Here is a 15,565-nt window from a genome sequence, read left to right on the forward strand (position 1 = left end):
ACAACATGAGCCGCACCACCCGACTTTTCCAGCTGATGGATGCCTTGCGCGGCTACCGCCGTCCCGTCACCGCCGCCCGCCTGGCCGAACAGCTGGGCGTCTCCGAGCGCACCATTTACCGCGACATCCAGACCCTGTGCAGCCTCGGCGCGCCGCTCGAAGGCGCGGCCGGTGTCGGTTACCGCCTGAAGACCGGCTTCTTTTTGCCGCCGCTGATGTTCAACATGGACGAGCTCGAAGCGCTGGTGCTCGGTGCGCGCTGGGTGCGCGGCCAGGGCGACGCCGCGCTCGCCGCTGCCGCCCAGACCGCGCTGGCCCGCATCGCCGCCGCCACGCCGAAAGATTTACGTGACGACATGGCCGAAACCAGTTTATGGGTGCCGCTCGGCATGGAACGGCAGCCGGTCGAAGAACAGCACGTGGGCCCGGTGCGCGAGGCGATCCGCTACCAGCACCGGCTGCGCATTGGCTACTGCGACGAGCACGGTCAGCCGTCGGAGCGCATGGTGTGGCCGTTCGCGCTGGCGTTTTTCGAGGGCAAGCGCCTGCTGGCCGCGTGGTGCGAGCTGCGCGCCGGTTTCCGCCATTTCCGCATCGACCGCATCGCCACCGTCGAGACCACGCGCGAGCGCTACCCGACCCGCCGCCACGAGCTGCTGGCCAGCTGGCGCCGCGAACACAATATCCGCCCCGACTCCTGACAGAAACTGGCGCGCCGCACCGCTACCATCGTGGCTCTTCTACACACCACACGGAGCACCGCATGCGCTTGTACCACCACCCGATCTCGTCCAACTCCCGCCGCGTGATGATGGCCGCCATCCACCTGGACGTGCGGCTCGATCTGACCGAAATCAGCCTGATGGACGCGGGCGACCGCCGCCGCCTGGCCGAGCTCAATCCGAACGGCATGCTGCCGGTGCTGCAGGATGGCCAATTCATCCTGTGGGAATCGTGCGCCATCATGCAGTACCTGGCCGACACCACGGCGGGCGGCGCGGCGCTGTACCCGCGCGACCCGGCGCAGCGCGCCGATGTCAACCGCTGGATGCTGTGGGCGTGCCAGCACTTCGCGCCGGCCATCAGCGTGCTCACCTGGGAAAATATCTGGAAGGGCATGACCGGTGGCGGCGCCCGCGATCCGCTCGAAGTGGCGCGCGGCACCTACGACCTCACGCGGCATGCGGCCGTGCTGGACCGGCACCTGCGCGCCCATGCCTGGGTCGCGGGCGACGCCTTGAGCCTGGCCGACTTCGCGCTGGCCGCGCCGCTGATGTACACGCGGCAGGCCCGCCTGCCGCTGGACGGCTACATCCACCTGGCGGCATGGCACGCGCGCATCCGCCAGCTGCCGGCATGGCGCCAGACCGAAAAAGATTTGGATTTGGAAACGAATGGTGCGCTTGTGTGAAGTGGCGCACGGAGCGAGTCACGCAGAGCTGATATTGTTCAGTCATCTCCTCTGGAGGAGATCCCTAGTTTTGGACTTCGCCCGCTACCCAGCGGGCTTTTTTTTGCCTACATCATCAGCACGGAGTACAGCGACCGCACTTCTTCGGCCGATTCGAGCATGATCCCATGCAGCGAGCCGTCGCCGATCAGGAAGTCGATGGTGCGAGCACCCTGTTCGCTGATGTTGGCGCGCGGCTGGTACAGCGGCGACGGCACGGGCGACAGGTCGTTGGCCAGCAGCAGGGTATCGCCCAGTGTCTCCGGCGGAATCGCGCGCAGGCCGGCCCACATCGCCTCGATGGCCTGGAACACGCCGTCGGGTACGCCCAGCCGGGTCAACACGCCACGGCCGATCTCGATCTCGCCATGGTCCACCCAGTCTTCCGGTTCGCCGTCGATGATCTCCGGGTAGTCGCCGGCGCACGACAGCATGTAAAAGCCCGCCACCTCGTGCATGATGCCGGCGAACAGCGCGGTTTCCGGATCGACCCGGGTGACGCGGCGCGCGATCACCTGCGCGAGCGCGGCCACGTGCGCCGTGTGCTCCCACAACTGGTTGATTTGCTGCTTGAGGGCGGGATTGGTGACTTCGCTGCCGATCTGGCGCACGATCAGGGCCGCCACCAGCGATTGCAGGGTGCGCACGCCGAGCCGTTGCACGGCGGTTTTGACGCTGGTGATCTCGATGCCGGAGCGGTTGTAGGCCGCCGAGTTGGCAATCGCCACGCTGCGCGCGGCCAGCAACGGGTTTGCCTGGATGAGTTTGGCTGCCGCTTCCACGTGGCAGTCGGGATCGTTCAATGCCTGCTGCAAGCGCAGCGAAGCGTTGACGTTGGCGGGGAAGGTCAATTCCCCGCGGCCAGCCTGTTGAGCGATGGCCTTGAATGCGTCGAGTCTGTCCATCCGAAAAATTATACGCGGAATATTGCTCCGTAGAACTTTTTGGTAGAACTTTTATGTAAAGACTTTTTAAACTGTCTTACTCTTCGCTGAAGATGGCGTCGTAGCCGTCGGTATTGTCCATGCCCTTGAGCTCGTCCACCAGGCCCAGGTCTTCCAGCTCTTCCACCGCGTTCATATAGCTGTTCGGTTTGGTTGCGCCGATCAGGCGGAAGATTTCGCCTTCTTCATTGCGCACGCCGATCAACAGCTTTTCCAGGCGCACTTCGTCCTCGTGGGCGACGTTGAGCAGCAGGTTGCCGATGATGTGTTTGTCGAATTTTGCCGGCTTGACGCCGTCGATCAGAGCAGTTTTCAAATGATTTCCTTGGTTGGGTCGGTGATGGGCGCACAGTGATTGGCGCCAGCCATGACGGCATTCTTAAGCCTGGCGAGATTTTTTTCAAGGGCCGCGTAGTCTTCGTCGCTGTAATCGGCAAACATTTGCCGGCCCATCGCCACCATTGCCGGAAACGCCGTGTGGAACGTGGCCTCGCCGGCGGCCGTGAGCCGGACAAAAAACGAACGCTTGTCGCAGTCGCTGCGCTCGCGCTCGACCAGGCCTTTCTGCTCCAGCCGTTCGATCACGCCGGTCATGGTGCCCTTGGTGATCAGGGTTTTCTCGCCCAGCTCCTTGTACGACATGCCCGGTGTATTGCCCAGCGTGGCGATGATGTCGAACTGCGCATGGGTCAGACCGCAGGCGCGCGCGTGTTCCGCCGAGCTGCGCTCAAAGCTTTGCATGCACTCGGCCAGCAGCCGGACACTTTTCAAATATCGTTCGCCCATGGGGCGTGATTATAGCTGGTTCGCAATTTGCAGCCGGGGCGGGTACTATAGTGAACTTCCATTCATGCCCCAGCGTATCGATGTCCTTTGCTAACCTGTCCGGCCTGGCCCGCCAACGGCCGCTGCGCGTGCTGCTGGTCAATGCGGGCGAGGCCGACGCGCTCACCTGGGCCGGCCTGGTGCAACCGCTGCGCATGGCCGCCGCCATGCTGGGACGCGACGCCTTCCAGCTTGAAACCATGACTCCTGCGCAAGTGGTGCTGGCCCAGCCCGGCTGGCAGATTGCACTGCTGGTGGCCGACGACGCCGACCGCACCATGGCGCCGGAGCTGGCGCGCGCCGTGATCGAGCGCATCCGCAGCGCCGAATACTGGGGCGGCGTGGGCGCCGGCGTGCTCTGGCTGGCGCTGGCGGGCGTGATGGCCGGCGTGCGCGTGGCGCTGCCGTGGGCGCTGTACGGCGACACCGAGAGCATCACCGACCGCGCCATCCTGAGCCAGCACTTGTTCGAACTCGACGGCCGTCACCTCAGTTGCTGCGGCGGCGCCGCCAGCATCGACTTCGCGCTGACCCTGGTCGAGCACCTGTGCGGCGCCACGGTGCAGGCGGCGATCAAGGAAAACCTGTGCATCGAGCGCGTGCGCAGCCACGACGAGCGCCAGCGCATCGCCCTGCAGGCCCGCTTCGGCGCCTTGCAGCCACGCCTGTCGGAAGCGGTGACCCTGATGGAAACCAATATCGAGGAACCGCTGTCCACCGACGACATCGCCAACCTGGTGGGCCTGTCGCGCCGCCAGCTCGAACGCCTGTTCAAGCAGTACCTCGACAGCCTGCCGTCGCGCTACTACCTGGAGTTGCGCCTGCAACGTGCGCGCCAGTTGCTGCTCGAAACCAACCACTCGATCGTGCAGGTGGGACTGATGTGCGGCTTTTCATCGGGCTCGCATTTTTCCACGGCGTTCGGTGCTTTATTCGGCAATACCCCCCGCGAAGAGCGTCAGCGTAAACTCGCCAATTAGGCAAGCTTTCCTGACGGCCAAAAGTGAAAAACCTTGTCGCCATTAGAAAAGAGTTTTAGCATGCGGCTTTTTATAATGGGTCTCGCGGCACGTTGCCGCGCGCAACCCAAGTACTCTCCAACATGAATAAGGGAATGCCATGAACGCCAAAGATACGACCGCTACCACCCGTCCTGTGACGCGTCAGACGTATGACGAAGTCCTGGTGCCTACTTACGCACCGGCAGCGATGGTTCCGGTCCGAGGCTCTGGCCTGGACCTGTGGGACCAGAATGGCAAGCACTACCTGGACTTCACGTCCGGCATCGCCGTCAACTCGCTCGGCCACTGCAACCCGGTCGTGGTCGAGGCACTGACGCGCCAGGCCAACACCCTGTGGCACCTCGGTAACGGCTACACCAACGAGCCGGTGCTGCGCCTGGGCCTGGCACTGACCGAAGCTACGTTTGCCGATCGCGCCTTCTTCTGCAACTCGGGCGCCGAAGCCAACGAAGCCGCACTGAAGCTGGCCCGTAAATACGCGCACGCCAAGTTCGGCCCGCACAAGTCGCGCATCGTCTCGTGCCTGCAATCGTTCCACGGCCGCACGCTGTTTACCGTTTCGGTAGGTGGCCAGTCGAAGTACACCGAAGGCTTCGAGCCGCTTCCACCGTCGATCGACCACATCGTCTACAACGATATCGAAGCGGCACGCGCGGCGATTACCGATGACGTGTGCGCCGTGATCGTCGAGCCGCTGCAAGGCGAGGGCGGCGTGGTGCCGGGCGACCAAGCCTACCTGCAAGCGCTGCGCGACCTGTGCGACCAGACCGGCGCCGTGCTGATCTTCGACGAAGTGCAATGCGGCATGGGCCGTACCGGCGACCTGTTCCACTACATGACCTACGGCATCACCCCGGACGTGCTGACGTCCGCCAAGGCGCTGGGCAACGGCTACCCGGTCGCTGCCATGCTGACCACCAATGAGTTGGCGGCCACCCTGGGCGTGGGCAGCCACGGCACCACCTACGGCGGCAACCCGCTGGCCGCTACGGTGGCGCTGACCGTGCTGGAAACCATCAACCAGCCCGAGTTCCTGGCGCGCGTGAAACAGGCCGGCGACAAGCTGCGCGGCACCATGGAGCAATTGATCGCCGATTACCCGCAAGTGTTTGCGCTGGTACGCGGCGCCGGCCTGCTGCTGGGCATGGTGGTCACCGACGCCTGGAAAGGCCGCTCGAAAGACATCCAGAAAGCCGCTGAAGCGAACGGCCTGATGGTGCTGATCGCCGGCATGGACGTGCTGCGCCTGGCGCCGGCGCTGATCGTCACCGACGAGCAGATTGCCGAAGCCGACCGCATCCTGCGCCTGTCGATCGATGGTTTGCTGAAGGCGTAAATTTCGCCGCCGACGTTTCCGGGTGGGCGCCTTGCCTGTACCCTAACGGGGGCCTCGAAAACCGTAGCGAGCGGCGCGATATTGTCTCGAGTAGCGCAAGCGTACGGACGTACGCTGAGCAACGCAGAGGCAATAGCGCCCCGCGCAGTAGGTTTTCGAGCCCCCTACCGAAGGAGTTCCCATGTATGTAGTCCGTCCGGTCGAACTAGCGGATATCGGCGCCCTCGAGGCGCTGGCCGCAGTACCCATGCCGGGAGTGCATACCCTGCCCAAGACACGCGAGAAAATCCTCGCCATGATCGAGGGTTCGATCGCTTCCTTTGCCGCGCAGGTCGATATCGCCAGCGAGGAATCGTACCTGCTGGTGCTGGAAAACCTGGCCGATGGCGCCATTGCCGGCACCGCCGCCATCTTTGCCGCTGCCGGGTCCAACGGCACCTATTTTTCGTTCCGCAACGACGTCATCCAGCAAGTCTCGCGCGACCTCAATATCAGCCACAGCGTGCATGCGCTCACCTTGTGCTCGGAGCTCACCGGCTACTCGCAGCTGTCGAGCTTTTACGTGGGCGAGCGCGAACAGGGCACGGCTGAAGCGGCGCTGCTGTCGCGCGCTCGGCTGATGTTTGCCGTGCTGGCGCCGCACCGCTTTTCCGACCGCTTCTTCGTGCCGCTGGCCGGCGTTACCGATGCCAATGGCGGTTCGCCGTTCTGGGATGCGCTGGGCCGCAAGTTCTTCCAGATGGATTTTCTCGATGCCGAACGCGTGATCGGTGGCGCCCGCAACCGCACCCTGATCGTGGAACTGATGCCGCACTATCCGGTATACGTGCCGCTGCTGCCGGGCGACGCCCAGGCCGCCATGGGCCAGATCCATCCGTCGGGCGAACTGGCGTTCAATCTGCTCACGGCCGAAGGTTTCGAGGCCGACGACTATATCGACATTTTCGATGGCGGTCCGATCTTGCAGGCCCATAAAAATTCGCTGCGCACCTTCACCGGCGCGCTGCAACGGCGCGCCGCCGTGGCGCCGGAATTGCGCGATCGCGGCCGCGAACCGCAGGTGCGCTACGCCATTTCGTCCGGCTTTGAGCACAACTTCCGCGCCGTCATCGCCGACTGCGCCGCGCTCGAAGCGCAGGTAACCGTGGCCTTGCCGGCAGAGGTGCTGGACACGCTGAACATCGCGGACGGCGACACCGTCATCTGCGTCCGAATCTGAGACTGGACCACCTATGCTAGTAGTACGCGCCATCCAAGCCGACGACCTCGACGCCCTGTACGTGATGGCCACGCAGGTCGGCAGCGGCATGACCACCTTGAAGCCCGACATGAAGATGATGGGCGACCGATTGGCGATCGCGGTCGCCTCGTTTGCCGAAACCATCGCGCCCGAAAAGCGCGACTACATGTTCGTGATGGAAGATACCGACACGGGCCGCCTGGCCGGCGTGTGCGCCATCAAGGGTGCGGTGGGCCTGAACGAGCCGTTTTATAACTACCGCATCGGCACCCTGGTGCACTCGAGCCGCGAGATCGACGTGTTCACGCGCATGGAAACGCTGTACCTGTCGAACGATCTCACCGGCAGCACCGAACTGTGCTCGCTGTTCCTGCACCCCGACTACCGCACCGGCAACAACGGCAAGCTGCTGTCGAAAAGCCGCTTCCTGTTCATCGCCCAGTTCCCGCACCTGTTTACCGAAAAGCTGATCGCCGAAATGCGCGGTTACCAGGAAGAAAACGGCCGCTCGCCGTTCTACGAAGGGCTGGGTCGCCACTTCTTCAAGATGGACTTCGACCATGTCGATGCGCTCACCGCAGTCGGCAAAAAATCGTTCATCGCCGAGCTGATGCCGCGCCAGCCTTTGTATGTGGCCTACCTGCCGGACGATGCGCAAGAGGTGATCGGCAAGGTCCACACGTCCACCGCGCCGGCGCGCCGGCTGCTGGAACAGGAGGGCCTGTATTTCGAAGGCTACGTCGATATTTTCGACGCCGGCCCGGTGCTGCAGGCGCGCGTGTCCGAATTGCGCGCCATGCGCGACAGCGTGCTGGCGCATGTCGGTACCACGGTGGCGCCCGATGCCGCGTGCGCCACCGTGGCCGACCCGGAGCCGCTGCTGGTATCGAACACCACGCTCCACGATTTCCGCATGATCCTGTCGCAGACCGCGCCAGTGAACGGCGCCGTGGCGCTGTCGGCAGCGGAGCAGGACGCCCTGCGCTGCGCCGACGGCGACGCCGTGCGCACCCTGTCGCTCAATCCGAGGAAGAATCCCCATGTTTAATACCGTGAACAACCCCCTGAGCAATGTCCTGAGCAACTTCGTCAACGGCCAGTGGTCGGTGGGCGGCGGCGCCGAACTGGTCACCGTCGATCCATCGAACGGCCAGCAAACCTGGGCCAGCCGCGAATCGACGCCCCAGGATGTCAATGCGGCCTGCACCGCTGCGCAAGCCGCATTCGAAGCATGGGCGTTGACACCGCTGGAAGAACGCATCGCGGTATGCCTGCGCTTCCGCGACCTGTTGAAACAGGATGCGGAAGAACTGGCGCTCTTGATCGCCGAGGAAGTGGGCAAACCGTTGTGGGAAGCGCGCACCGAGGTGACCACCATGGCCAACAAGATCGACGTCTCGGTGCAGGCCTATAACGCCCGCACCGGCCTCACGCAGAACAAGGTGGCCGATGGCGAGGCGGTGCTGCGGCACCGCCCGCACGGCGTGTTCGGCGTGTTCGGACCGTACAACTTCCCCGGCCACCTGCCCAACGGCCATATCGTGCCGGCGCTCATCGCCGGCAATACCGTGGTCTTCAAGCCGAGCGAATACGCGCCGCGCACGGCGATCAAGACCGTGCAGCTGTGGGAGCAGGCCGGCTTGCCGGCCGGCGTGATCAACCTGGTCAACGGCGGCCGCGAGACCGGCATCGCGCTGGGCCAGAATCCGCAGCTCGACGGCGTGCTGTTTACCGGCAGCTGCCCCACCGGCACCGCGCTGCACAAGCAGTTCGGCGGCCAGCCGGGCAAGATGCTGGCGCTGGAAATGGGCGGCAACAATCCGCTGGTGATCTGGGATGCGAACGATATCGATGCTGCCGTGTTCATGGCCGTGTCGTCGGCGTTCATCTCGGCCGGCCAGCGCTGCACCTGCGCGCGCCGCCTGATCGTCCAGCAGGGGCCTGCCGGCGACGCACTGATTGCCCGCCTGGTGGACGTGGCCAGCCGCCTGACGGTGGGCGCCTCGAACGCGGAACCGGCGCCGTTCATGGGCCCCGTCGTCTCCTCTGCGATTGCCAAACGGCTGGTGCAGGCGCAGGAAGACATGGTCGCCAAGGGCGGCGTGAGCCTGCTCGCCATGCGCCACCTCGACGAGAACACCGGCTTCGTCACGGCCGGCATCGTCGATGTGACCGATGCCGAGGACATCCCCGACGAAGAGTGGTTCGGCCCCCTGCTGCAGGTGATCCGCGTGGCCGATTTCGACGCGGCCATCCGCACCGCCAACGCCACCGAATTCGGCCTGGCCTCGGCGCTGATCTCGAACGACGAAAACCTGTGGAAGATTTTTCAGGTGCGCGCGCGCGCCGGCATCGTCAACTGGAACCGTCCGACCACGGGCGCCGCCAGCACCGCGCCGTTCGGAGGCGTGGGCAAGTCCGGCAACCATCGCCCGAGCGCCTATTACGCTTCCGACTACTGCGCGTACCCGGTTGCCTCGATCGAAAACCCCGCACTGGAACTGCCGGCCAAGCTGTCGCCCGGCATGCACTTCTAAGGAAGCTCCACCATGCCCGCACGCGAATTCAACTTCGACGGCCTGGTCGGCCCGTCGCACAACTACGCCGGCCTGTCGTTCGGTAACGTCGCCTCGTTCAACAACGTCAAGAGCGCGAGCAATCCCAAGCTGGCCGCCTTGCAGGGACTGGCCAAGATGCGCGCGCTGGCCGCGCGCGGCTTCGGCCAGGCCGTGATGCCGCCGCAGGTGCGCCCCAACTTCCGCCTGCTGCGCAGCGTGGGTTTTACCGGCACCGACGCCGAGGTGCTGGCCAAGGCTGCGAAAGACGCGCCGGTAATCCTGGCCAGCGCGTATTCGGCGTCACCGATGTGGACCGCGAATGCGGCGACCGTCAGTCCGTCGGCCGACAGCGCGGACGGGCGCGCGCATTTCACCGCCGCCAACCTGAACAACAAGCTGCACCGCGCCTTCGAGCACACGCAGTCGGCGCGCAGCCTGCGCGCCATCTTCGCCGATCGAAAACACTTTGCCGTGCACGATGCGCTGCCCGGTACCCCGGCGTTCGGCGACGAGGGCGCGGCCAACCACACGCGCTTTGCCCAGGACCATGGCAGTGCCGGCGTGGAGCTGTTCGTCTATGGCCGCACCGAGTTCGATGCGGCGGCGCTGGCGCCCAAGCGCTTCCCGGCGCGGCAAACGCTGGAAGCCTCGCAAGCCGTGGCGCGCCTGCATGGCTTGTCGCACGAGCGCACCGTGTACGTGCAGCAGAACCCCGACGTGATCGACCAGGGCGTGTTCCACAATGACGTGATCGCGGTCGGCAACGGCAATGTGCTGTTCTACCACGAGCAGGCGTTTGCCAATGAGGCGGACGCCATCGAGCGGCTGCGCCGCGCGGTGGGCGAGGTGGGAGCGCAGTTCAATCCGATTCGCGTGGCGACATCGCAGGTGGCGGTGGCCGACACCGTGGCCAGCTACCTGTTCAACAGCCAGCTGCTGACCAAGGATGGCGGCAAGATGGCGCTGGTGGTGCCGCAGGAATGCCAGGAAAACGCCGCCGTGGCGCGTTACCTGGAAGGCCTGCTGGCCGAGCAGGGCGCGATCGATGAACTGATCACGTTCGATCTGCGCCAGTCGATGCGCAACGGCGGCGGCCCGGCATGCCTGCGCCTGCGCGTGGCGCTGACCGAGGCGGAAAGCCTGGCCATGCACCAGGGCGTGGTGATGACCGAAGCGCTGTACCACACGCTGGTGGCGTGGGTGGAAAAGCACTACCGCGAGAGCCTGTCGCCGGATGACCTGGCCGACCCGCAACTGGCGATCGAGGTGTGCACGGCGCTGGAAGATTTGAGCCGGATCCTGGATTTGCCCGACCTGTACGATTTGAGTTGACCTGCAATCCTTCTGGTATGGGCGCGAAGTTTTAAAAGCTGGTCTAATACCGCATCACCACACCTTGACGCCACAAGCAACAAGGCGTGGGCATTTGAAAAATACCTATAACGTATCGGAGAAGCAACGATGAAACAAACACCACAAGACCTGCGCGCCGAGACGCTCGCATCGATCAACGCCAGCCAGCCTGCCAGCAGCAACGCCCAGGTCCCGGCCCTGATCGGCGCCTGGCTCGCAGCCCTTGACGACGAAGACCTGGCCGGCACCGTGCCCGCCAGCCTGGCGCCGGTCTTGATGGAAGGCTTCAGCAAAGCGGCCACCCGCACCGGCGCCGGTGCGCAAGTGGTGACCCTCCCTTACGACGACGGCCGCGGCGGCAAAGCCACCGCGCTGCTCATCCTCAACGACGACATGCCGTACCTGGTGGACTCCATCGTCATGGCCATGCGCAAGCTGCACATTACCGCCAACGGCGTGATGAATGCCGTGCTGCCGGTGGCGCGCAACGCCGATGGCGTGGTCACCGGCGTGGGCCAGGCCGGCGACAAGCTCGAATCTTACGTACTGTGCCTGCTGGCCGAGGACTTGCCCGCCGCCGAACTGGGCGCGCTGGTGGACCGCATCCAGATGGTCTCGCGCGACGCTGCCGTGGTGCGCCGCGACAAGGCAGCCATGCTGGCGCACCTGGGCCGCATCGGCGCCGAAGCTGCCGCCATCGGCGAAGAAGGCCAGGAAGTCGCCGCCTTCCTGGAATGGGCGCGCACCGAAGGCTTCGAGCCATTCGGCTACGCCTACTACCAGGTAAAGCCGGGCGTGCGCGAACTCGAACGCGACATCCCGAGCCGCATCGGCGTGCTGCAAGATACGTCGCACCCGGTCTATGGCACCTGCCTGGCCAACATTCCCGGCGACTTCGACACGCTGTCCAAGCGCGCCCACACGCTGTCCATCGTCAAGGCCGACGTGGAAGGCACTTTGCACCGCGACCAGCAGCTCGACTTCATCGGCATCCGCCACACCGACGCGCAAGGCGCGATCCTCGGCGAATACTGCTTCGTCGGTTTGTTCACCCGCGCCGCCACGTCCACCCCGCTGAACCGCCTGCCGTTCGCGCGTGGCCGCGTGGCCAAGGTGCTGTCGATCGCCGGCGTGCGCCAGGAAGGCTTCCGCGCCGAGAAATTCATCGAGATCCTCGAATCGCTGCCGCGCACCGAAGCGCTGGAAGCTGATCCGCAATGGCTGGCCGACGTGTGCGGCGCCGTGGTGTCGCTGTACAAGCAGCCGCGTACCAAGGTGTTCGCGCGCCGCGACGTGTATGCGCGCCACCTGAATGTGCTGGTGTACCTGCCGCGCGAGCGTTACAGCAACAGCGTCGCCTCCTCGCTGGCGCGCACGCTGCAAAGCACGTCGGGCGCCAACCACGTCAGCCTGCAAACGCTGGTGGCCGATGGCCCGCTGGCCCGGGTGTACCTGATCGCCCATGGCGCGCGCTATCCGCTCGACCTGGAAACCGATATCCAGCAACCGCTCACCGCAGTGCTCGACGGCTGGCACGACAGTTTCTCGCAACTGGCCGACACCGTGCCCAACGAGCCGGTACGCGCCCACCTGCGCAAGATGTGCGCCACCCTGCCGGTCGATTACGTGGCGTCCACCACGCCGGTCGCCGCTTTCCAGGACCTGCAAACCATCCTGCACAACACCGATCCGTCGCGCGTCGATGTGCGGGTGGAGAATTCCAACGGTGGCACCTCGATCCGCCTGTACTCGGTGGACCAGGTGCCGTCGCTGTCGATCATCCTGCCGGCGCTGCATAACGCCGGCGTGACCATCGACCGCGAACAATCGCACTCGCTGCGCCTCGACGGCCAGCGCCGCTACGTCACCAGCCTGTCGGTGGACCCGGCCAGCGCGGCCAGCCTGTCCAAGCCTGGCGTGGTGATGGTGGCCGAAGAATTGTTCTCGGCGCTGTTCAACAACGAAGCCGAAGACGGCCGCCTCAATGGCCTGGTCATCGAAGGCGGCTTGAGCGTGCGCGAAGTGCAGCTGGTGCGCGCGTACATGAGCTACTGGCGCCAGACCGGCACCCAGTTCTCGGTGCGCTACATCGCCGAAACGCTGCGCAAGCAGCCGGCATTGGTCAAAGAGCTGGTGGACGTGTTCCTGCGCCGGTTCGACCCGTCGCTGGCCGAGGCCACCCGGGCCGAGGCGCTGGACAAGCTGGCTGACATCAAGGCGCGCCTGCCCGGCATCAACCACGCCGACAGCGAGGAAGTACTGGGCGCGCTGGCCAACCTGATCGCCGCCACCCTGCGCACCAACTACTTCCAGAACGACCAGAAGGGCGACAAGATCATCTTGAAGTTCGACACAAGCAACCTGTCGCTGGTGCCGGAACCGAAACCGTACCGTGAAATCTACGTGTTCTCGCGCCGCTTCGAGGGCCTGCACCTGCGCGGCGGCCCGGTCGCGCGCGGCGGCCTGCGCTGGTCCGACCGCATGGAAGACTACCGTACCGAAGTCCTCGGCCTGGTCAAGGCCCAGATGGTGAAGAACGCCGTGATCGTGCCGGCCGGCGCCAAGGGCGGTTTCGTGTGCAAGCAGATGCCGAAAGACGCCGTGCGCGAAACCATTGCGGCCGAAGGCGAAGCAGTGTATCGCCTGTTCATTTCCAGCCTGCTGGAAGTGACCGACAACCGCGTGCTCGGCAACATCGTGCCGCCAGCGGACACCGTCTGCTACGACAGCGCCGACCCGTACCTGGTGGTGGCCGCCGACAAGGGCACCGCGACCTTCTCCGACATCGCCAACAGCATCGCCGTGCAGCGCGGCTTCTGGCTCGGGGACGCGTTTGCCTCGGGCGGCTCCAATGGTTACGACCATAAAAAGATGGGCATCACCGCCAAGGGCGCGTTCGAAGCCGTGCAGCGCCACTTCTACGAAATGGACCACGACATCCACGCAACGCCAACCACCATGGTCGGGGTGGGCGACATGTCGGGCGACGTGTTCGGCAATGGTGCGCTGTTGTCGCGCAAGCTGAAAATCGTCGCCGCCTTCGACCATCGTCATATCTTCCTCGATCCGAACCCGGACCTGGAGCAGTCGTTCGTCGAGCGCGAGCGCATGTTCGCACTGCCGCGTTCTTCATGGGACGACTACAACAAGGAACTGATTTCGGCCGGCGGCGGCGTCTATCCACGCACCGCGCGCACCATCGCGCTCTCGCCGCAAATCCGCGAAGTGCTCGACATCGAAGAGACCGCACTGCCGCCGGAAGAACTGATGCACCGCATCCTGAAAGCGCCGGTGGACCTGTTCTACAACGGCGGTATCGGCACCTACATCAAGGCATCGACCGAAACCCACGCGCAAGTCAAGGACCGCGCCAACGACAATATCCGTGTCGATGGCAACCAGCTGCGCTGCAAGGTCGTGACCGAAGGCGGCAACCTGGGCGCCACGCAGGCGGGCCGGATCGAATTCGCCCTGGCCGGTGGCCGCATCTTCACCGACGCCATCGACAATTCGGCCGGCGTCGATTGCTCCGACCACGAAGTAAACGTCAAGATGTGGCTGGACGTGGAAATGAACGCCGGCCAGCTGAGCGAATCGGACCGCAACCACACGCTCAACCTGATGACGGCCGACATCGAACGCCTGGTCCTGCGCGACAACACGCTGCAAACCCACTTGCTGGTGCGCGAAGCGCAGGCGCAGGTGGAGCCGGCGGTGCAGGACGGCTACGCCGACCTGATCGCGTTCCTGGAAGAAGAGGGCGCGCTGTCGCGCGACCTGGAGCAGCTGCCGACGGTGGCCGAACTGGCGCGCCGTAAATCCGACGGCCGTGGTTTGACCACGCCGGAACTGGCGGTCGTCATCGCCAACGTGAAAAACCGCTACAAGCGCATCCTGTCGGCGCTGCCGCTGACGGCACACAGCTGGGCCGAGTCGATGCTCAAGCCGTACTTCCCCGAGCTGATGGTCGCCACCCGTCCGGCGCTGGCGCACCCGCTGGCCAACGCCATCCTGGCCACCGTGCTGGCCAACGAAGCGGTCAACCGCTGCGGTCCGTTGATGCTGCGCCAGCTGGCCGGCGAACATGGCGTCGATGAAACCGACGTGATCCAGGCCTGGGGCCAGGCCTGGTCGGCACTGAACCTGGCGCCGGTATTCGCCACGCTCGACGCGGACGCGCTCAAGATCCCGCGCGCCGTCTCGATCAAGGTCGATGCCCGCACCCGCGTGCTGCAACGCGCAGTGATCGAAGGCGCGTTGACCGTGCCAGCCGACCAGTTGCGCGGCGGCGTGGAAGAACTCACGCGCCTGTTCGACCAGCCGGAACTGCTGTCGCAACTGACGCCAGCCGACGGCCAGTCCGATGCCGAGCTGACTACCGGATTGCGCCCTGAATTCGTGCAGGCGTGGAACGCGGTCGATGCCATCGAGGCGGTGGCGGCGTTCGTGTTTGCCGCCCTGTCGGTGCAGCGTCCGGCGGGCATGGACTTGCCGGCCTTCCTGCAAATCGGCCTGGCGCTGCGCACGCAAGTGGGCATCGACGTGCTCGAACGCGGCCTGAAACTGCCGGCAGCCAACCGCTCGCAGGAGCAGTTGCGCAACTACGCGCAAAACGCGCTGCGTCGCACCCAGCAACGCCTGCTGTCCAAGGTCCTGCAACACGCGACCGGCGGCCATTCGGCAACGGAAGCGGTGGAACTGGTGGCCAACACGCTGGGCCTGTCGGGCTACGCGCAGCCGGCCGACCTGGAACAGGCAATGCTTGATGTGTGGGCCTTGTCCGAGGCGGTCAACGCGGGCACCACGGCAGGGACCACCCTGCTGGCGGCGTAAGCGC

At 65.1% G+C, this 15,565-nt stretch carries 12 protein-coding genes; 9 read left to right on the plus strand and 3 right to left on the minus strand.

All coding sequences use genetic code 11. The annotated features are described in order from the left end of the window. Nucleotides 1–5 precede the first annotated feature (5 nt). Together SR858_RS00260 and SR858_RS00265 are read left to right on the plus strand one after the other, a co-directional pair. Nucleotides 6–701: a helix-turn-helix transcriptional regulator gene (locus SR858_RS00260; RefSeq protein WP_026637595.1), complete on the plus strand. Its 696-nt coding sequence runs from the start codon at nucleotides 6–8 to the stop codon at nucleotides 699–701. Between the two features lie 62 nt (nucleotides 702–763). Then, nucleotides 764–1,411 carry a glutathione S-transferase family protein gene (locus SR858_RS00265; RefSeq protein ID WP_019923593.1) on the plus strand — a complete coding sequence of 216 codons (648 nt, stop codon included), beginning with the start codon at nucleotides 764–766 and terminating at the stop codon, nucleotides 1,409–1,411. Nucleotides 1,412–1,518: 107 nt separating this feature from the next. Here SR858_RS00265 and SR858_RS00270 read toward each other — a convergent pair whose 3' ends face one another. The 3 genes from SR858_RS00270 to SR858_RS00280 all read right to left on the minus strand — a co-directional run bounded on the left by SR858_RS00270 (nucleotide 1,519) and on the right by SR858_RS00280 (nucleotide 3,180). Next, nucleotides 1,519–2,355: an HDOD domain-containing protein gene (locus SR858_RS00270; protein ID WP_019923594.1), complete on the minus strand. Its 837-nt coding sequence runs from the start codon at nucleotides 2,353–2,355 to the stop codon at nucleotides 1,519–1,521. 76 nt (nucleotides 2,356–2,431) lie between these two features. Beyond that, nucleotides 2,432–2,710 (minus strand): hypothetical protein, encoded by a 279-nt coding sequence (locus SR858_RS00275; RefSeq protein ID WP_019923595.1) that lies wholly within the window; start codon nucleotides 2,708–2,710, stop codon nucleotides 2,432–2,434. Further along, nucleotides 2,707–3,180, minus strand: coding sequence for a MarR family winged helix-turn-helix transcriptional regulator (locus SR858_RS00280; protein ID WP_026637596.1), 474 nt, complete (start codon nucleotides 3,178–3,180; stop codon nucleotides 2,707–2,709). Before SR858_RS00280 ends, SR858_RS00275 begins: the two co-directional genes overlap by 4 nt. An 80-nt stretch (nucleotides 3,181–3,260) precedes the next feature. On the opposite strand from SR858_RS00280, the gene SR858_RS00285 reads away from it, so the two are divergent. From SR858_RS00285 to SR858_RS00315, 7 genes are all read left to right on the plus strand, one after another. After that, nucleotides 3,261–4,199, plus strand: coding sequence for a GlxA family transcriptional regulator (locus SR858_RS00285; RefSeq protein ID WP_019923597.1), 939 nt, complete (start codon nucleotides 3,261–3,263; stop codon nucleotides 4,197–4,199). 139 nt (nucleotides 4,200–4,338) lie between these two features. After that, complete coding sequence (locus SR858_RS00290) at nucleotides 4,339–5,577, plus strand: acetylornithine/succinyldiaminopimelate transaminase (RefSeq protein WP_019923598.1); 1,239 nt, start codon at nucleotides 4,339–4,341, stop codon at nucleotides 5,575–5,577. A 181-nt stretch (nucleotides 5,578–5,758) separates the two neighbouring features. Continuing rightward, complete coding sequence (locus tag SR858_RS00295) at nucleotides 5,759–6,796, plus strand: arginine N-succinyltransferase (RefSeq protein WP_019923599.1); 1,038 nt, start codon at nucleotides 5,759–5,761, stop codon at nucleotides 6,794–6,796. A gap of 13 nt (nucleotides 6,797–6,809) precedes the next feature. Further along, nucleotides 6,810–7,865 (plus strand): arginine N-succinyltransferase, encoded by a 1,056-nt coding sequence (astA, locus tag SR858_RS00300; RefSeq protein WP_019923600.1) that lies wholly within the window; start codon nucleotides 6,810–6,812, stop codon nucleotides 7,863–7,865. After that, nucleotides 7,858–9,354: a succinylglutamate-semialdehyde dehydrogenase gene (gene astD, locus SR858_RS00305; RefSeq protein WP_019923601.1), complete on the plus strand. Its 1,497-nt coding sequence runs from the start codon at nucleotides 7,858–7,860 to the stop codon at nucleotides 9,352–9,354. Before astA ends, astD begins: the two co-directional genes overlap by 8 nt. A 12-nt stretch (nucleotides 9,355–9,366) precedes the next feature. Then, the gene (astB, locus tag SR858_RS00310) at nucleotides 9,367–10,707 is read left to right on the plus strand and encodes an N-succinylarginine dihydrolase (protein ID WP_019923602.1); all 1,341 of its coding nucleotides are present in this window, start codon (nucleotides 9,367–9,369) and stop codon (nucleotides 10,705–10,707) included. A gap of 129 nt (nucleotides 10,708–10,836) precedes the next feature. Then, entirely contained in the window at nucleotides 10,837–15,561 is a 4,725-nt protein-coding gene (locus tag SR858_RS00315; protein ID WP_019923603.1) for an NAD-glutamate dehydrogenase domain-containing protein, read from the plus strand. The last annotated feature ends 4 nt before the right edge of the window (nucleotides 15,562–15,565 follow it).

The sequence above is a fragment of the Duganella zoogloeoides genome (assembly GCF_034479515.1).
In the GTDB taxonomy this organism is placed as follows: Bacteria; Pseudomonadota; Gammaproteobacteria; order Burkholderiales; family Burkholderiaceae_D; genus Rugamonas; species Rugamonas zoogloeoides.